Genomic DNA, 19,935 nt, shown 5'->3' on the forward strand with positions numbered 1-19,935 from the left:
CCGGCTTACTCCTGCGACTCGTAGCGCAGCAGGTAGCAGTGGTACAGCGCATCGGCCACATAGCGTTCGACCGAGCGCAGGGAGATGCCCATCTGTAGTGCAATTTCTTTGTGGGTCAGCCCTTCGCACTGCGCGAGCAAGAATGCCCGTCGCACTTTGGGCTTGAGTCCGTCGAGCATTTGCGCGATGCGCTGGAGCAACTCCAGTAGCAGTTCGCGGGTCTCGACCGAGGGGACTTCAGCCTCCGGCAGATGTGCCAGGGCTTCCAGGTAGGCCCGGTGCAATTCTTCCCGGCGCCAGTGATCAATCACCAGCCCCCGGGCAATTGTGCGCAGGAATGCCCGGGGGGCAGTGAGTTCGAATTGCTCGCTGCGCTGCAACAGGCGCACGAAGGTGTCCTGGGCCAGGTCCGCTGCATCGGCGGCATTCCCCAGCTTGCTGCGCAGCCAGGTGTTCAACCAACTGTGGTGGTGACTGTAAAGCGAATGCACGGACTCTTGGGAAGACATGGGGGCGCGCTGCTGGAGGGGTCACAAATGATAATTAGTCGCATTGTTGGCGCGTCGGGAATATTTTGCAACTTTTCTCGCCAACGCTACGCGGGAGGGGCGTTGTAGCCGCTACCGTCAGGCTGCGGCTACAAGGAGGTACCTGAAGGGGATTATTCGGCGGGGCGACTGTTGAGGTAGGCCCTGATGGTGGTATCGGCCTTGTTCAGGTGGCGTTCGAGGACACGAATGGCATCGTCGACCGACTTGTCGCTGGCGGCATCTGCCAGGGCATTGTGGTCATCCTGGGTCAACTTGCCCAGGCCCATCGAAGACAGGTGGAAACGCAAAAAGCGCTCCTCTTCGTTGAGTTCGATTTCAATCAGGCGCAGCAGTTTCTTGTTGCTCGCCTTGCTATACAGGCTCATATGGAACAGGCGATTGAGCCGACCAATTTCGGCATGGCGGGTTTCGTTTTCCAGTTGCGCGATGTAGCTGCGGGCCAGGGCAATGTCCTCTGGCTCCAGCAGCGGGATCGACTGGCGGAGCGCCTCGGACTCCAGGATCACCCGCAGTGCATAGGTGTCCATCGCGTCTTCACCAATCAGCGGGGCGACCACGGCGCCCTTGTGTGCCACCACCTGCAACAGCGACTGCGCTTCAAGCTGGCGCAGCGCTTCGCGCACCGGCATCCGGCTGACGCCGAAGAGCGTGGCCAGTTCCTGCTGGCGCAGGGCCTGGCCAGGTGCCAGGCGACCATCGAGGATAGCGCTGCGCAACCGCTCTTCAATCACACTACGAGCCAGGTTCGGTGGCACTTGCTCACCGCCCAGAATTTCGCTCAGAGGCCTGGATTTTTCGGTCACGCTTTACGCTGCCCTTGTGTAGAGGTGTGTTGATGATTGGATCCAATCACACTAGTTAGAGGATATTTGCTTGTCAAACCGCGGGCACAGGCGCCCAAAGATGCCAGCAGGCAGCGGGCGCGGCGGTAGTTGCTATCGTGAATGAAGTTTTTCCCCAAGGGAAGCTGCGCCGACAGACCGGCAGGCCGAGACTTTGCTGCAGGCCAGTAGGTGGATGGCGAAGTGATTGTAAGGTGCCATTGTTTTTTAATGGTCCAGGCCGCACCATCGGTGCTTTTCCATGAGTCTGCGCGGGTTCTTCGCAGTGGCGATACGTTGGGCTGTTCACTTGACCATGCGCCGGCTGGGCCTTGCCGTTGTGCTCGGCTGCCTGCTGCTGGGCGGCCTGCAGGCCGATTGGGACTTCTCCCAGATCAGCCGTCGCGCCCAGTCCCTGTACGGGCCACTGGGGGCGGGACAAGGCCGTATAGATGCCTGGCAGAGCCTGCTGACCACACAAAAGCAGGGCAGTGAGGCCGAGCAGCTCAAGCGGGTCAACCTGTTCTTCAATCACCAGCTGCGCTACGTCGAGGACATCGACCTGTGGCGCGAAGTCGACTACTGGTCAACACCCATACAGTCCCTGATCAAGGGGGCGGGCGATTGCGAAGACTATGCTATCGCCAAGTACTTCAGCCTGCGGCGCATGGGGGTGCCGGCTGACAAGCTGCGCATCACCTACGTCAAGGCGCTGCGTCAGAACCGCGCGCACATGGTCCTGACCTACTATTCGAGCCCCAACGCGATGCCGCTGGTACTCGACAGCCTGATGGATGCGATCAAGCCCGCCAGTGAGCGTACCGACCTGCTGCCGGTCTACTCCTTCAACGGTGAAGGGTTGTGGCTGACGGGGGCAGGGGGTAACAAGAAGGTCGGCGACACGAAGCGCTTGTCGCGCTGGCAGGATCTACTGAAAAAGATGCAGGCCGAAGGTTTCCCGGCCGAGCCGGTTTACTAAAGGAGCACAGATGTCACTGTTCAAACAATTGCTGCTTGCCATCTGCCTGTTCCTGGTAGTCGCTTTCAGCGGCAGCTTCATGGTCAGTCTGGAGAGCTCGCGCAGCCAATACGTCAATCAGTTGCGCTCCCATGCCCAGGATGCGGCCACCGCCCTGGCGTTGTCGCTGACCCCTAATATCGACGACCCGGCGATGGTTGAACTGATGGTCAGTTCCATCTTCGACAGCGGCTATTACTCGAGCATCAAGGTCATCGACCTGGGCTCCAATGCCGTGCTGGTGGAGCGCCACGCCGAGGCCGATGCGGGCGGTGTGCCGGCCTGGTTCATTCGCCTGATCGGCCTTGAGGCCGCCGGGGGTGACGCCATCGTCAGTCGCGGCTGGCAGCAGGCGGCACGGGTCGAGGTGGTCAGCCACCCGATGTTCGCTCTGGCCAAGCTCTGGCAGAGCGCCCTGGGCAGCCTGGGCTGGTTGCTGCTGTGCGGTGCCTTGAGTGCGGTGCTGGGTGCCCTGTTGCTGCGTCGTCAGCTCAAGCCGCTGGACTACATGGTGGAGCAGTCGCACGCTATTGCCCGCCGAGAGTTTCTCAGCCTGCCGGAGCTTCCGACCACGCCCGAATTGCGGCGCGTAGTCCAGGCCATGAACCAGATGGTCGAGAAGCTCAAGGCCCTGTTCAAAGAGCAGGCCGAGCGCAGCGAGAAGCTGCGGGTCGAGTCTTACCAGGACAGCCTGACCGGCCTTGCCAACCGGCGCTATTTCGAAATGCAGCTCAATGCCCAGGTCAGCAACATGGAAGAGGCCCGTCCTGGTTACCTGCTGCTGTTGCGGGTCAAGGACCTGGCAGGGCTCAACCAGCGCCTTGGTGGCCAGCGAACCGACCAGTTGCTCCAGGCGGTGGGTCAGCAACTGCAGCGTACCTGCGCCAATTATCCGGAAACCAACAACCTGATCACCCGTAGCCGTGGCGGCGAGTTCGCCGTGCTGGCGCCGGGGCTGGTGCATGAAGAGGCGGTGCAGCTGGCCCAGGCCCTGGAAGTGACCTTGCAGAGCCTGGCCGACACTGGCGCCACCGATGTCACGCCGGTCGCCTGCATCGGCATGGCCCCCTACAGCCCTGGCGATTCGCCGCAGGCATTGCTCAAGCTGGCCGACGAAGCCCTGGCTCGGGCCGAGAACCAGGTGGAGCCGGGCTGGGTATGCCTGGAGCAAGGTACCGCACCGCAGGCCGGCGATACCCATCATGCCTGGCATACGCTGCTGGACGAGGCGCTGCAGCAGGGGCGGTTCCAGTTGTTCTTCCAGCCGGTGGTGGCCTGCAACGCACCGGAGCAGGTGCTTCACTACAAGGTGATCTCGCGCGTGCTCGATGCTCAAGGCCAAGCCATTGCCGCCGGACGCTTCCTGCCCTGGCTGGAGCGCTTTGGCTGGTCGGCGAGGCTCGATGTGCTGATGATCGAAAAGGTACTCAAGCACCTGCAGACTCACACCGAAGCGCTGGCGCTGAACCTGTCGGCGGCGACCCTGGCCGATCCCAAGGCCTTGCAGCGCGTCTACGAGCTGCTCGGCCAGCAGCCCTCTCTGGGCCGCCGGTTGACCCTGGAAATCGGCGAAGAGCAGCTACCCGAACAAGCCGTACTCGAGCAACTGACCCGACGCTTGCACGCATTGGGGTACAGCTTGAGCCTGCAGCGATTTGGTGGCCGTTTCAGCATGATCGGCAACCTGGCCCACCTGGGGCTGGCGTACCTGAAGATCGACGGCAGCTACATTCGAGCCATCGACCAGGAGCAGCACAAGCGCCTGTTCATCGAAGCGATCCAGCGCGCCGCGCACAGCATCGACCTGCCGCTGATTGCCGAGCGGGTAGAAACCGAAGGGGAGCTCAAGGTGTTGTGTGAGATGGGTATCCAGGGCGTTCAGGGCCGCTTGGTGGGTGAACCCGCACCCTGGCGCTGAAGCGGCTGAGCGGGCCTGGGGAAGGCCCGCTGCGATCAGATCAGACCGCTTTCTTCACTGTCGTCGATCAGGTTGTTCAGGCCGCCCAGGGCTTCACGGGCGCTGGAGCGGTTGAGCAACTTGGCCTGCGCTCCGGCGGGCAGGTCGGTGATGCTGATCACGCCTTTCGTGGTCAGCACCTCGATCAAATCTTCAAGCACCCGGATCATGTCCAGGTCGCTTTGCTTGAGTTGCTTGAGGCTGTTCTCGACAACGTCGTCGGCGAACCATTCCTGAACCTCGGCGTGGTCGGCCGGCAACTCCTCCGTGTACCCATCGAAGGCTGCAGCTTCTACTCGAAGCAGCTGGCCCTGTGCATCGCGTTGCACGTAGAACATGGGGTATCCCTCGTCAAATTGAGTCCGTATCCGCAGTCAGCAGCATAGGTCAAGCTCGCCGGGCTGTGGGCCCGGCGAGCGAGTATGCAATGTGAAAACGGTACTGGCAAAGCCCAGGCGCTGCGCTAGCCAGACATCGGCTAGCGCAGCGCAAGGCATCAGCTGTTGGAGTGGTCGATCTTGATGGTCGGGTCAGCGCCGGTCACCAGCGAGTTGATCGTGGTGTTGGCCCAGTTGACGCCTTCGAGCTTGATCGTCACATCGGCATTGGCCAGGCCACCGGCGGCGTTGAGCTTGCCTTCGGAGCTGACCTGCAGGGTCGACTCACCATTGACCGTCGTGATCTTCAAGAAGTTGTCGATGGTGCTGGCCTTCTCGCCCTGGAGCAGATCGCTCAGGTCCAGACGGTCACCGTCGGCAGGCTTGAAGTCCTTGATCACATCCTTGCCCGTGTCGCCGGCTTTCCACACGAAGGTGTCGGCGCCGCTGCCACCGGTGAGGATATCGTCGCCCTTGCCGCCGAACAGCAGGTCGTTGCCCTCTCCACCGAGCAGGGTGTCGTTGCCTTCACCACCGTACAGCGTGTCCTTGCCGCTGCCGCCCAGCAGGATGTCATTGCCCTTGCCGCCATCGAGGTAGTCGTCGCCACCCTGGCCGAAGAGAATGTCATTGCCGTCGCCGCCCAGCAGTGTGTCCATACCATCGTTGGCGCGTGACACATCGAACTCGCTGACGTGTTCAGTGATGTACTGGTGCAGCACACGGCCGTCGACATCACCCAGTTGTATACCCAGCCGGCCTGCGACATAGGCCTGCATTGCCTCGACGCCGTTGCCGGCAATACCGTCGAAGCTGACCAGGTCGCCGAACAGGATGTCGTGACCGTCGCCACCACTGACTGCATCGTTGCCCGGTTTGGTTGCTTCTGTGTGGCCAAGAATGGCTTCGGCCAGCTTGCTCGGGTCAATGTTGGTCTGCGGTTTGCCGTCGGTGTCGTATGGCTTCAGGTCGTTGGCATTGACACCGTTGTTCAGACCGATTGCCTCGACGCTCGAGTGCTTGGACAGCAACAGGAATGACTCTTGGGTGTTGCTATTGACGTACCGGCCGCTGGAGCTATACGACAACTCGTACGTACCATCGCCCTGGGCATGCAGCTCGCCCGAGGCGTAGTTGTCGTCATACCAGTAGCGGCCGGACTTGTACTCGGCCGTGAGGTAGCCATTTTTGTTGATGCTGATCCGGTTGTTGCCGAACTCGTAGTTTTTGACCACGTCACCCATTTGGTAATTCAGCTCAGCCAACACGGTATCCATCTTGACGTTGGAATAGATGAACGTCGGGTTGGGTTTCTCGCCCGTCTGATAGATGTTCGGCTGCCCATCGGTTATGAAGAACGTCTGGTTGTCACCCTTGCTGCCAGCGTTTTCAAGGTTCTGGAACCAGTTGGCCGTAGTCTTGAACGCATCCTCGTAGTTGGTACCGCCACCGGCCTTGAGTTTGTCCAGTACCGCTTGCAGTGCTTTCAACGGATCCGTGTCGGCCAGGTTGACCGAGACGGTGGCATTGACGTTCGCGGAGAAGTCCACCAGCAGGATATTCACCGTGCCCGACTGTGCGCCTTTGACACTGTTGGCCAGCGTGGCGAACACCGATTCCAGGGATTTTTTCGCAGCGTTGACGCCGGATGTTTCCATACTGCCCGAGGTATCGACGATGAACGCCAGGTTGTAGTCCTTGCCTGGCGTGACATGCAAGCCGTTGACATCGGCAACGACGATGTCGTTATCGGTGCCATAGGTCTTGGTGTCGTGGCCATCCGTCAGGTTTTGCGAGACGTAGTTGTCCGGATAAACCGTGACCGTGATCTTGCCCGGGGTGGAGGCGGAATCATTGTTGGCCTTCTCGGTCGCAGTCGCGGTGACTGCGATATCGAAGGTGCCCTGGTAGTAAGCCGGTGGCTTGATGCTCAGGCCGTTGAGGTTCCAGCCCGTCACATCCACTTCAGTCTTGCCGACTGTCACGGTATGGCCGGCGCCATCGCTGAGTACCGAGCCTTCCGGAATGCCGCCCAGCTTGATGCTGAGTTTTTCCGAGCCATCGGTGTCGACCAGGCCGGACGAGATACCCACCAGCTTGACGGTGCCGTTCTCGGCGCCTTCATTGAGCTTGTAGCCCTGGTAGTAGCCACCACTGTTGTCACCGTGCAGCTCGCCGACCGTCACGCCAGCGTTGCTCAGGTCGTTGACGCTCGGGTACATCGGGATGTTGGTGTTGCTCAGGTCGACCGGCGTACTGCCATTGACCGACAGATTGACATCGAAGCTGCCCGGGCCGCTCTGGTTGGCGTGGTAGATATCCAGGGTGTAGTAACCGCTGATCGTCGGCGTGAACGAGCCGTTGATCGCGCCACCGGCACCCCAGGTGGCCGAAGCCACTTTGTTGCCGCCAATGTTGATCTGCAGGCTGTCGTCACCCACGCCGCTGAAGCTGTAGGTCTTGCCGGCTTCCAGGAAAATCAGGCCGGAAGTCTTCGAGCCCGAACCCCCGGTCACACTGCCGCTGGACTGGGCATTGGTCACCGTCGAGCTGCTGTTGGCTTTACCGGAGTTATCGAAGACCGTCTTCAATGCGTCCCCGGAGATGCCGTTGCCGTTGGTGCCCAGGCCATTCAGGCTGTTCCAGGTTTCCTGGATCAACCCGATCGAGTTCACGTTGTTGCTGCCGATGGTCAGGGTCGGCGCATCGGCAACCGGCGTGATATCGACCTTCAGGGTCGCCTCGTTGCCTTTGCCCTGGCCGTCGGTCGGCTTGAACTGGATCTGTGCGTAGTCGGACTTCTGGTCACCCACACCGCTGGTGTTGGCGTTGATGCCCGATTCGTTCAGGTCTGGTACGAACTTCAGCTTGCCGGCATCGATGTCGGCCTTGCTGAAGACTTTGCCTGCATCGACATCGGCCTTGGTCAGGGTTTTCCAGGTATTGCCATCCTTGTACTGCAGCACGCCATCGGCAGGCAGCTTGGTGATGGTCAGGCCCAGGTTGGCGGCAGGGGTATCGGCATCGGTGATACCGAAGTTTGCCCAGGTCAGTACCAGGTCGGTGTCCTCGGTACCGGTCACGGCGCCGCCTGCAGCCACCGGCGCTTCGTTGCTCTGGATAGTGGTATTGACGAAGCTGTTGCCGCCGATTTCCAGTTTCTCGAAGTTGCCACCGGTAGCCCCGGTGATCTGCACTTTGAAGGATTCAGCGCCTTCGGCAATGCCATCACGATGGATTGGCACACTGAAGGTCCCGACGGTGCTGCCTTTTAGAATCGTCACGGTAGTCACACCGGTGAAGTCCGAACCATCTTTGGCTGGGCCGGAGTAACTCAAGGTGATGGTGACATCAGCATCGGCCTTGTTGGACAGTGTCAGGGTGTAGGTGGCGTTCTCGCCTTCGGCAACCGATGTCGTGCCGGTAATCCCGACCGTCGTGGTGTTGAGGGTATCGGCTACGAAAGTGACCGCGGGCTTGTCGCTGACATCCAGTTTTTCAAAGTTGCCGCCGGTGGCGCCAGTGATGGTCGCGCTGACGTTGCCGGCATCGATGTACACGTCATCATCCGGCGCATTAATGGTGATGCTGGCGCTGGTTTCCTTCGCACCGATGATGATGGTCTGGCCATTGCTCAAGGTCACGGTCACCGGGGTGCCTGCCGGATTGCTCAGGGTGGCGGTGTAGGTGATCTTGCCACCTTCGTCGACTGACGGGGTTGCCGTCAGTTTCAGGGTGGTGGTGTCGATGGTGTCGGTCACTTTGGTAACCGCAGTGGAGCCGTCGATTGACAGTTTCTCGAAGTCACCACCGGTGGTGCCAGTGATCTTTGCACCCACGTTGCCCGTATCGATATAGACGTCATCGTCTGGCGCATTGATGGTGACGGTACCGGTGGTTTGGCCCGCCGCAATGGTAATGGTTTCGCCATTGTCCAGTGTGACGGTCATGTTGGTACCGGCCTTGTTGGTCAAGGTGGCGGTGTAAGTGATCTGGCCGCCTTCGTCGACCGACTTGGTTGCGGTCAGCTTCAGGCCGGTATCGTCCTGGGTTGCAGGGCTGTCGGTAACAGTGACAGCGGTGCTACCGGAGCTGACCAGGTGCTCGTAGTTGCCGCCGGTGAAGTCCTTGATGCTGTTGATCAGAGGAACGTTGCTGTTGTGCACGTTGTTCGGCGCAGTGAACTGCACAGTACCCGAGGTGCCATCGACCGGGATGGTGATTTTCTGGCCATTGGTGAGGTTGATCACCAGTGGCTCGCCCTTGACCGCATGGCTCAGGGTCACGGTGTAGGTGATCACGCCGCCTTCACCGATGGTGGTGACGTCGGCAGACAGAGTAACGGTCGATTGGTCAGGGGTGTCGGTCACTTCGGTGACGGCTGGGGTGGTGTCCACCACCAGCTTCTCGAAGTCACCACCATCGGTGCTTTCGATCACCGCCTGGACTTCACCGGCGTCGATGTAGACGTCATCTTCCGGCGCGTCGAATTCTACGGTGCCGACCTTCTCACCCGCCTTGATCAGGATGACCGCCCCGTTATCCAGGGTGATGGTCATGTCGGTACCGGCCTTGTTGGTCAAGGTCGCGGTGTAGGTGATCTGGCCACCTTCGGCCACGGACTTGCTGGCAGTCAGGGACAGACCGGTGGTGTCGTCGGTACCTGGACCGTCGGTGACCGGGATGGTGGTTTCACCCACAGCCACCAGGTCTTCGTAGTTACCGCCGCTGAAGTCCTTGATGCTGTTGGTCAGGTCAAGGTTGGTCTCATGCACGTTATCCGGTGCGGTGAACTCGACGGTACCGGTGGTCTGGCCGAGGCCGATGGTGATCTGCTGGCCGTTGGTGAGGTTGATCACCAGTGGCGAACCGGTTACCGGTGCGCTGACGGTAGCGGTGTAGGTGATCACGCCGCCTTCACCGATGGTGGTGACGTCGGCAGACAGAGTAACGGTCGATTGGTCCGGGGTGTCGGTGACTTCGGTGACGGCTGGGGTGGTGTCCACCACCAGCTTCTCGAAGTCGCCGCCATCGGTGCTTTCGATCACCGCCTGGACTTCACCGGCGTCGATGTAGACGTCATCTTCCGGCGCGTCGAATTCTACGGTGCCGACCTTCTCACCGGCCTTGATCAGGATGACCGCCCCGTTATCGAGGGTGATGGTCATGTCGGTACCGGCCTTGTTGGTCAAGGTCGCGGTGTAGGTGATCTTGCCGCCTTCAGCCACGGTGTCACTGGCAGTCAGGGTCAGGCCGGTGGTGTCGTCGGTACCTGGGCCGTCGGTGACAGGGATGGTGGTTTCACCCACAGCCACCAGGTCTTCGTAGTTACCGCCGCTGAAGTCCTTGATGCTGTTGGTCAGGTCCAGGTTGGTTTCGTGGACGTTATCCGGTGCAGTGAACTCGACGGTACCGGTGGTCTGGCCGAGGCCGATGGTGATCTGCTGGCCGTTGGTGAGGTTGATCACCAGCGGGGAACCGGTTACCGGCGCACTGACGGTGGCGGTGTAGGTGATCACGCCGCCTTCGCCGATGGTGGCGACGTCGGCAGTCAGGGTAACGGTCGATTGGTCAGGGGTGTCGGTCACTTCGGTGACGGCTGGGGTGGTGTCCACCACCAGCTTCTCGAAGTCGCCGCCATCAGTGCTTTCGATCACCGCCTGTACTTCACCGGCGTCGATGTAGACGTCATCTTCCGGCGCGTCGAACTCTACGGTGCCGACCTTCTCGCCAGCCTTGATCAGGATGACCGCCCCGTTATCCAGGGTGATGGTCATGTCGGTACCGGCCTTGTTGGTCAAGGTGGCGGTGTAGGTGATCTGGCCACCTTCGGCCACGGACTTGCTAGCAGTCAGGGACAGACCGGTAGTGTCGTCGGTACCTGGAGCGTCGGTGACCGGGATGGTGGTTTCACCCACAGCCACCAGGTCTTCGTAGTTACCGCCGCTGAAGTCCTTGATGCTGTTGGTCAGGTCAAGGTTGGTCTCATGCACGTTATCCGGTGCAGTGAACTCCACGGTACCGGTGGTCTGGCCGAGGCCGATGGTGATCTGCTGACCGTTGGTGAGGTTGATCACCAGTGGCGAACCGGTTACCGGTGCGCTGACGGTAGCGGTGTAAGTGATCACGCCACCTTCGCCGATGGTGGCGACGTCGGCAGACAGGGTAACGGTCGATTGGTCAGGGGTGTCGGTCACTTCGGTGACGGCTGGGGTGGTGTCCACCACCAGCTTCTCGAAGTCGCCGCCATCAGTGCTTTCGATCACGGCCTGTACTTCACCGGCGTCGATGTAGACGTCATCTTCCGGCGCGTCAAATTCTACGGTACCGACCTTCTCGCCAGCCTTGATCAGGATGACCGCCCCGTTATCCAGGGTGATGGTCATGTCAGTGCCAGCCTTGTTGGTCAAGGTGGCGGTGTAGGTGATCTTGCCGCCTTCAGCCACGGTGTCACTGGCAGTCAGGGTCAGACCGGTGGTGTCGTCGGTACCTGGAGCGTCGGTGACGGTGATGGTGGTTTCACCGGCAGTTGCCAGTTTCTCGTAGTTGCCGCCAGTCACCGACTCGATGCTGTTGGTCAGATCGAGGTTGGTCTCATGGACGTTATCCGGTGCGGTGAATTCGACGGTACCAGTGGTCTGGCCGAGGCCGATGGTGATCTGCTGACCGTTGGTGAGGTTGATCACCAGTGGCGAACCGGTTACCGGCGCACTGACGGTAGCGGTGTAGGTGATCACGCCGCCTTCGCCGATGGTGGTGACGTCGGCAGACAGAGTAACGGTCGATTGGTCCGGGGTGTCGGTGACTTCGGTCACCGCAGGCGTCGTATCGATGTTGAGTTTCTCGAAGTCACCGCCATCGGTGCTTTCGATCACGGCCTGTACTTCACCGGCATCGATGTAGACGTCGTCTTCCGGCGCGTCGAACTCTACGGTGCCGACCTTCTCACCCGCCTTGATCAGGATGACCGCCCCGTTATCCAGGGTGATGGTCATGTCAGTGCCAGCCTTGTTGGTCAAGGTCGCGGTGTAGGTGATCTGGCCACCTTCGGCCACGGACTTGCTGGCAGTCAGGGACAGACCGGTAGTGTCGTCGGTACCTGGAGCGTCGGTGACGGTGATGGTGGTTTCACCGGCAGTTGCCAGTTTCTCGTAGTTGCCGCCAGTCACCGACTCGATGCTGTTGGTCAGATCGAGGTTGGTTTCGTGGACGTTATCCGGTGCAGTGAACTCCACGGTACCGGTGGTCTGGCCGAGGCCGATGGTGATCTGCTGACCGTTGGTGAGGTTGATCACCAGTGGCGAACCGGTTACCGGCGCGCTGACGGTAGCGGTGTAGGTGATCACGCCGCCTTCACCGATGGTGGTGACGTCGGCAGACAGGGTGACAGTCGATTGGTCAGGGGTGTCGGTCACTTCGGTGACGGCTGGGGTGGTGTCCACCACCAGCTTCTCGAAGTCACCGCCATCGGTGCTTTCGATAACCGCCTGGACTTCACCGGCATCGATGTAGACGTCGTCTTCCGGCGCGTCGAACTCTACGGTACCGACCTTCTCGCCAGCCTTGATCAGGATGACCGCCCCGTTATCCAGGGTGATGGTCATGTCGGTGCCAGCCTTGTTGGTCAAGGTCGCGGTGTAGGTGATCTGGCCACCTTCGGCCACGGACTTGCTGGCAGTCAGGGACAGACCGGTAGTGTCGTCGGTACCTGGAGCGTCGGTGACGGTGATGGTGGTTTCACCGGCAGTTGCCAGTTTCTCGTAGTTGCCGCCAGTCACCGACTCGATGCTGTTGGTCAGATCGAGGTTGGTTTCGTGGACGTTATCCGGTGCAGTGAACTCCACGGTACCGGTGGTCTGGCCGAGGCCGATGGTGATCTGCTGACCGTTGGTGAGGTTGATCACCAGTGGCGAACCGGTTACCGGCGCGCTGACGGTAGCGGTGTAGGTGATCACGCCGCCTTCACCGATGGTGGTGACGTCGGCAGACAGGGTGACAGTCGATTGGTCAGGGGTGTCGGTCACTTCGGTGACGGCTGGGGTGGTGTCCACCACCAGCTTCTCGAAGTCACCGCCATCGGTGCTTTCGATCACCGCTTGGACTTCACCGGCGTCGATGTAGACGTCATCTTCCGGCGCGTCGAATTCTACGGTGCCGACCTTCTCACCGGCCTTGATCAGGATGACCGCCCCGTTATCGAGGGTGATGGTCATGTCGGTACCGGCCTTGTTGGTCAAGGTCGCGGTGTAGGTGATCTTGCCGCCTTCAGCCACGGTGTCACTGGCAGTCAGGGTCAGGCCGGTGGTGTCGTCGGTACCTGGGCCGTCGGTGACAGGGATGGTGGTTTCACCCACAGCCACCAGGTTTTCGTAGTTACCGCCGCTGAAGTCCTTGATGCTGTTGGTCAGGTCAAGGTTGGTCTCGTGGACGTTATCCGGTGCGGTGAACTCGACGGTACCGGTGGTCTGGCCGAGACCGATGGTGATCTGCTGACCGTTGGTGAGGTTGATCACCAGCGGGGAACCGGTTACCGGCGCACTGACGGTAGCGGTGTAAGTGATCACGCCACCTTCGCCGATGGTGCTGACGTCGGCAGACAGAGTAACGGTCGATTGGTCAGGGGTGTCGGTCACTTCGGTGACGGCTGGGGTGGTGTCCACCACCAGCTTCTCGAAGTCACCACCGTCGGTGCTTTCGATCACCGCCTGGACTTCACCGGCATCGATGTAGACGTCATCTTCCGGCGCGTCGAATTCTACGGTGCCGACCTTCTCACCCGCCTTGATCAGGATGACCGCCCCGTTATCGAGGGTGATGGTCATGTCGGTGCCAGCCTTGTTGGTCAAGGTCGCGGTGTAGGTGATCTGGCCGCCTTCAGCCACGGTGTCACTGGCTGTCAGGGTCAGGCCGGTGGTGTCGTCGGTACCTGGGCCGTCGGTGACAGGGATGGTGGTTTCACCCACAGCCACCAGGTCTTCGTAGTTACCGCCGCTGAAGTCCTTGATGCTGTTGGTCAGGTCCAGGTTGGTCTCATGCACGTTATCCGGTGCGGTGAATTCGACGGTACCGGTGGTCTGGCCAAGGCCGATGGTGATCTGCTGGCCGTTGGTGAGGTTGATCACCAGCGGGGAACCGGTTACCGGCGCACTGACGGTAGCGGTGTAGGTGATCACGCCACCTTCACCGATGGTGGTGACGTCGGCAGTCAGGGTAACGGTGGACTCGTCGATGGTGTCGGTAACGTCAGTGACCGCCGGGGTGCTATCCACAACCAGGTTCTCGAAATCACCACCGGTGGTGCCTTCGATGGTGACTTCGACATTGTCGCGGTCGATGTAAACGTCGTCTTCCGGCGCATCAACAGTGACGGTGCCGCTGGTGGCACCGGCCGCGATGTTGATCACGGCGCCGTTGCTCAGAGTCACGGTCATCGCCGTGCCAGCCGGGTTGGTCAGCGTTGCGGTGTAAGTGATCTGGCCGCCTTCGTCGACAGCTTTGGTCGCGGTCAGGGACAGACCGGTAGTGTCGTCGGTACCTGGGCCGTCTGTGACCGGGATGGTGGTTTCACCCACAGCCACCAGGTCTTCGTAGTTACCGCCGCTGAAGTCCTTGATGCTGTTGGTCAGATCGATGTTGGTCTCATGGACGTTATCCGGTGCAGTGAATTCGACGGTACCGGTGGTCTGGCCGAGGCCGATGGTGATCTGCTGACCGTTGGTGAGGTTGATCACCAGCGGGGAACCGGTTACCGGCGCGCTGACGGTGGCGGTGTAGGTGATCACGCCGCCTTCGCCGATGGTGCTGACGTCGGCAGTCAGGGTAACGGTGGACTCGTCGATGGTGTCGGTGACGTCAGTGACCGCCGGGGTGCTATCCACAACCAGGTTCTCGAAATCACCACCGGCGGTGCCTTCGATGGTGACTTCGACGTTGTCGCGGTCGATGTAAACGTCGTCTTCCGGCGCATCGACAGTGACGGTGCCGCTGGTGGCACCGGCTGCGATGTTGATCACCGCGCCGTTGCTCAGAGTCACGGTCATCGCCGTGCCAGCCGGGTTGGTCAGCGTTGCGGTGTAAGTGATCTGGCCGCCTTCGTCGACAGCTTTGGTCGCGGTCAGGGACAGACCGGTAGTGTCGTCGGTACCTGGGCCGTCGGTGACCGGGATGGTGGTTTCACCGGCAGTTGCCAGTTTCTCGTAGTTGCCGCCAGTCACCGACTCGATGCTGTTGGTCAGGTCCAGGTTGGTCTCATGGACGTTATCCGGTGCGGTGAATTCGACGGTACCGGTGGTCTGGCCGAGGCCGATGGTGATCTGCTGGCCGTTGGTGAGGTTGATCACCAGTGGCGAACCGGTTACCGGCGCGCTGACGGTAGCGGTGTAGGTGATCACGCCGCCTTCGCCGATGGTGGTGACGTCGGCAGTCAGGGTAACGGTGGACTCGTCGATGGTGTCGGTGACGTCAGTGACCGCCGGGCTGCTATCCACAACCAGGTTCTCGAAATCGCCACCGGTGGTGCCTTCGATGGTGACTTCGACGTTGTCGCGGTCGATGTAAACGTCGTCTTCCGGCGCATCAACAGTGACAGTACCGCTGGTGGCACCGGCTGCGATGTTGATCACCGCGCCGTTGCTCAGGGTCACGGTCATCGCCGTGCCAGCCGGGTTGGTCAGGGTCGCGGTGTAGGTGATCTGGCCGCCTTCGTCGACAGCTTTGGTCGCGGTCAGGGACAGACCGGTGATGTCTTCGCTACCTGGGCCGTCGGTGACGGTCACAGTGGTGTCGCCAGAAGCCACCAGGTCTTCGTAGTTGCCGCCAGTCACCGACTCGATGCTGTTGGTCAGGTCGAGGTTGGTCTCATGCACGTTATCCGGTGCAGTGAACTCCACGGTACCCGTGGTCTGGCCGAGACCGATGGTGATCTGCTGGCCGTTGGTGAGGTTGATCACCAGTGGCGAACCGGTTACCGGCGCGCTGACGGTGGCGGTGTAGGTGATCACGCCGCCTTCGCCGATGGTGGTGACGTCGGCAGACAGAGTAACGGTCGATTGGTCAGGGGTGTCGGTGACTTCGGTCACCGCAGGCGTCGTATCGATGTTGAGTTTCTCGAAGTCGCCGCCATCGGTGCTTTCGATCACGGCCTGTACTTCACCGGCATCGATGTAGACGTCGTCTTCCGGCGCGTCGAATTCTACGGTGCCGACCTTCTCACCGGCCTTGATCAGGATGACCGCCCCGTTATCCAGGGTGATGGTCATGTCAGTGCCAGCCTTGTTGGTCAAGGTCGCGGTGTAGGTGATCTTACCGCCTTCAGCCACGGTGTCACTGGCTGTCAGGGTCAGACCGGTGGTGTCGTCGGTACCTGGAGCGTCGGTGACGGTGATGGTGGTTTCACCGGCAGTTGCCAGTTTCTCGTAGTTGCCGCCAGTCACCGACTCGATGCTGTTGGTCAGATCGAGGTTGGTCTCGTGGACGTTATCCGGTGCGGTGAACTCCACGGTACCGGTGGTCTGGCCTAGGCCGATGGTGATCTGCTGGCCGTTGGTGAGGTTGATCACCAGTGGCGAACCGGTTACCGGCGCACTGACGGTAGCGGTGTAGGTGATCACGCCACCTTCACCGATGGTGGTGACGTCGGCAGTCAGGGTAACGGTGGACTCGTCGATGGTGTCGGTAACGTCAGTGACCGCCGGGGTGCTATCCACAACCAGGTTCTCGAAATCACCACCGGTGGTGCCTTCGATGGTGACTTCGACATTGTCGCGGTCGATGTAAACGTCGTCTTCCGGCGCATCGACAGTGACGGTGCCGCTGGTGGCACCGGCCGCGATGTTGATCACGGCGCCGTTGCTCAGGGTCACGGTCATCGCCGTGCCAGCCGGGTTGGTCAGCGTTGCGGTGTAAGTGATCTGGCCGCCTTCGTCGACAGCTTTGGTCGCGGTCAGGGACAGACCGGTAGTGTCGTCGGTACCTGGGCCGTCTGTGACCGGGATGGTGGTTTCACCCACAGCCACCAGGTCTTCGTAGTTACCGCCGCTGAAGTCCTTGATGCTGTTGGTCAGATCGATGTTGGTCTCATGGACGTTATCCGGTGCAGTGAACTCCACGGTACCGGTGGTCTGGCCTAGACCGATGGTGATCTGCTGACCGTTGGTGAGGTTGATCACCAGCGGCGAACCGGTTACCGGCGCGCTGACGGTGGCGGTGTAGGTGATCACGCCGCCTTCACCGATGGTGGTGACGTCGGCAGTCAGGGTAACGGTGGACTCGTCGATGGTGTCGGTAACGTCAGTGACCGCCGGGGTGCTATCCACAACCAGGTTCTCGAAATCACCACCGGTGGTGCCTTCGATGGTGACTTCGACATTGTCGCGGTCGATGTAAACGTCGTCTTCCGGCGCATCGACAGTGACGGTGCCGCTGGTTGCACCGGCTGCGATGTTGATCACCGCGCCGTTGCTCAGGGTCACGGTCATCGCCGTGCCAGCCGGGTTGGTCAGCGTTGCGGTGTAAGTGATCTGGCCGCCTTCGTCGACAGCTTTGGTCGCGGTCAGGGACAGACCGGTAGTGTCGTCGGTACCTGGGCCGTCTGTGACCGGGATGGTGGTTTCACCCACAGCCACCAGGTCTTCGTAGTTACCGCCGCTGAAGTCCTTGATGCTGTTGGTCAGATCGATGTTGGTCTCATGGACGTTATCCGGTGCAGTGAATTCGACGGTACCGGTGGTCTGGCCTAGACCGATGGTGATCTGCTGACCGTTGGTGAGGTTGATCACCAGCGGGGAACCGGTTACCGGCGCGCTGACGGTGGCGGTGTAGGTGATCACGCCGCCTTCGCCGATGGTGCTGACGTCGGCAGTCAGGGTAACGGTGGACTCGTCGATGGTGTCGGTGACGTCAGTGACCGCCGGGGTGCTATCCACAACCAGGTTCTCGAAATCACCACCGGCGGTGCCTTCGATGGTGACTTCGACGTTGTCGCGGTCGATGTAAACGTCGTCTTCCGGCGCATCGACAGTGACGGTGCCGCTGGTGGCACCGGCTGCGATGTTGATCACCGCGCCGTTGCTCAGGGTCACGGTCATCGCCGTGCCAGCCGGGTTGGTCAGGGTCGCGGTGTAGGTGATCTGGCCGCCTTCATCAACGTTGCCCGTAGCCGTCAGCGACAGGCCGGTAGACGCGTCGGTCCCCGGGCCATCGGTCACGGTAGTTACCGGGTTGCCGGTGGTTTCCAGGTTCTCGTAGTTGCCGCCGGTGGTGCCGGTGATGCTGTTGGTCAGGTCCGGGTTGGTGGTATGGACGTTGTCAGGGGCAACGAACTCGACCGAACCGGTGCTTTGGCCCACAGGAATGGTGATTTGCTGACCGTTGGCCAGGGTGATGACCAGGGCCGAGCCGGTCACAGGGGCAGTGACCGAGGCGGTATAGGTCACCACACCGCCCTCAGCGACGCTTGGGGTCGCGGTCAGGGTGACGGTGGAGGTGTCGATGGTGTCGGTGATTTCGGTCACCGCAGGCTCTTTGCTCACCACCAGGTTTTCAAAGTTGCCGCCTTCGGCCTTGTCGATGGTCACGCCAACATTACCGGCATCGATGTACACGTCATCGCCAGGCGCGGCCACGCTGACGCTGCCTTCGGTCTGGCCGGCCGCGATGGTGATCACCGCGCCGTTGCTCAGGGTGATGGTCACCGGCGTGCCGGCCGGGTTGGTCAGCGTGGCGGTGTAGGTGATCTGGCCGCCTTCGGCAACGGTGCCGGTGGCGGTCAGGCTCAGGCCGGTGTTGTCGATCGAGTCGGTAATGGTGGTGACGGCCGGCGTCGGGTTCGGCACCAGGTTTTCGAAGTTGCCGCCCGTGGCGCCGGTGATGGTGGTGCTGACGCTGCTGCCGTTGTTGTAGACGTCGTTCGGTGGCGTCTGTACATCGACGGTGCCAGTAGTCTGGCCAGCGCCGATGGTGATGGTGGTGCCATTGGACAGGGTGACGGTCACCGGCGTCTGTGCCGGGTTGGTCAGGGTAGCGGTGTAGGTGATCACGCCGCCTTCAGTGACACTCGGGTTCGCCGTCAGGGTGACCGTGGTGGTGTCGATGGTGTCGGTGATCTGGGTGACCGCGGGGGTGGTGTCCGGGGTGACAACGAGGCCACCACCGCCAGTGGTGCCGGTGATGGTCGCGGAGATTTCGCTGCCATCCACGTACACAGTGTCGTTCGGCGGGATGGTCACGCTGACGCTGCCGGTAGTTTGGCCGGCGCTGATGACGATGACCTGGCCGTTGGACAAAGTTACGGTCAGGTCGGTCAGCGGCGGCTGGCCAAGGGTGGCGGTGTAGATGATCACGCCGCCAGCTTCGGTGATCGACGGCGTGGCGGTCAGGGTCAGGCCGGATTCACGCACAGGCGTGGTGGTATTCGGGTTGTTGGCATCGTCCAGGCCGCCCAGTTCCAGGCGGTTGTCGTTAAAGCCAGTGCCGATGGGGCCGGTAGGGAAGCCAATAGTTGGATCGACCGAACCTGCTGTGGCATCGAGCATGACGAAGCTGTGGCCGCCGCCAGCGGCGCCTGAACCTGCGGCAGTCGGGCCGGCAGCGGTGGCTTCGAGCTCGGTGGTCGGGTCGAGACCGGCGACGATGGCCTGTTGCAGCTCTTCGACCGACGGTGCGGCTTGCGCGGTGGCAGCGGCGAGGTCCGTGCTGCTGTCGGGCGCGTCGGCACTCCATTGGGTGTCGCGGCCCAGGTCGAGGGTGCGGCCGTCGGCCAGCTCCAGGGTGACAGCGCCTGCAAGGCCCGTCAGTACCTGCTCGCCAACGAACAGGCGATCACCCTCAATGAGAACGCGACGAACCCCTTCAGGGGATACCGCGATTACTTGGCCAACAATGCTTTTGACGATTGCGACAACATTGCTCATTGGATTCTCCGAACTACCCGTTCAATTGGCTTCCATGCCCAGCTGGCGCTGATTGCCGCTACCGATGGAATGTTACAAATCGATGTTTTGACGCTTTAAATCGTCAAAAATACGTCAATAACTATTGGCTATTAAGTTTATGCCAAAGTATTGACCTTCCTCTCGCCATCCTAAACAATCAGCCCCGTAATGTCACATTGATATTTGAGCGGCTGCCCCTCTTCCTACGTACGTCCAAGTACCTCTCTGGAAGTTTCCGACATAAGGTCAAATCGGTTGCCATTTTCGAATGCAGCAACGTT

At 60.9% G+C, this 19,935-nt stretch carries 6 protein-coding genes; 2 read left to right on the top strand and 4 right to left on the bottom strand.

The window, feature by feature from the left end; all coding sequences use genetic code 11:
- Positions 1-5: 5 nt before the first annotated feature.
- Both NPS58_RS20350 and NPS58_RS20355 read right to left on the bottom strand, forming a co-directional pair.
- Positions 6-509: a sigma-70 family RNA polymerase sigma factor gene (locus NPS58_RS20350; protein ID WP_274117085.1), complete on the bottom strand. Its 504-nt coding sequence runs from the start codon at positions 507-509 to the stop codon at positions 6-8.
- A gap of 152 nt (positions 510-661) precedes the next feature.
- Complete coding sequence (locus tag NPS58_RS20355; protein ID WP_274117086.1) at positions 662-1,354, bottom strand: GntR family transcriptional regulator; 693 nt, start codon at positions 1,352-1,354, stop codon at positions 662-664.
- Between the two features lie 280 nt (positions 1,355-1,634).
- Here NPS58_RS20355 and lapG point away from each other — a divergent pair, with 280 nt between their 5' ends.
- The gene (gene lapG / locus NPS58_RS20360; RefSeq protein ID WP_274117087.1) at positions 1,635-2,351 is read left to right on the top strand and encodes a cysteine protease LapG; all 717 of its coding nucleotides are present in this window, start codon (positions 1,635-1,637) and stop codon (positions 2,349-2,351) included.
- A 10-nt stretch (positions 2,352-2,361) separates the two neighbouring features.
- The gene (lapD, locus tag NPS58_RS20365) at positions 2,362-4,308 is read left to right on the top strand and encodes a cyclic di-GMP receptor LapD (RefSeq protein WP_274117088.1); all 1,947 of its coding nucleotides are present in this window, start codon (positions 2,362-2,364) and stop codon (positions 4,306-4,308) included.
- A gap of 35 nt (positions 4,309-4,343) precedes the next feature.
- Here lapD and NPS58_RS20370 read toward each other — a convergent pair whose 3' ends face one another.
- Together NPS58_RS20370 and NPS58_RS20375 are read right to left on the bottom strand one after the other, a co-directional pair.
- Entirely contained in the window at positions 4,344-4,685 is a 342-nt protein-coding gene (locus NPS58_RS20370) for a tryptophan synthase subunit beta (RefSeq protein WP_274117089.1), read from the bottom strand.
- A gap of 158 nt (positions 4,686-4,843) precedes the next feature.
- Positions 4,844-19,633: a retention module-containing protein gene (locus NPS58_RS20375; protein ID WP_274117090.1), complete on the bottom strand. Its 14,790-nt coding sequence runs from the start codon at positions 19,631-19,633 to the stop codon at positions 4,844-4,846.
- Between the last annotated feature and the right edge of the window lie 302 nt (positions 19,634-19,935).

Origin of the sequence: Pseudomonas putida (assembly GCF_028682455.1) — a bacterium.
GTDB lineage: Bacteria > Pseudomonadota > Gammaproteobacteria > Pseudomonadales > Pseudomonadaceae > Aquipseudomonas > Aquipseudomonas putida_AA.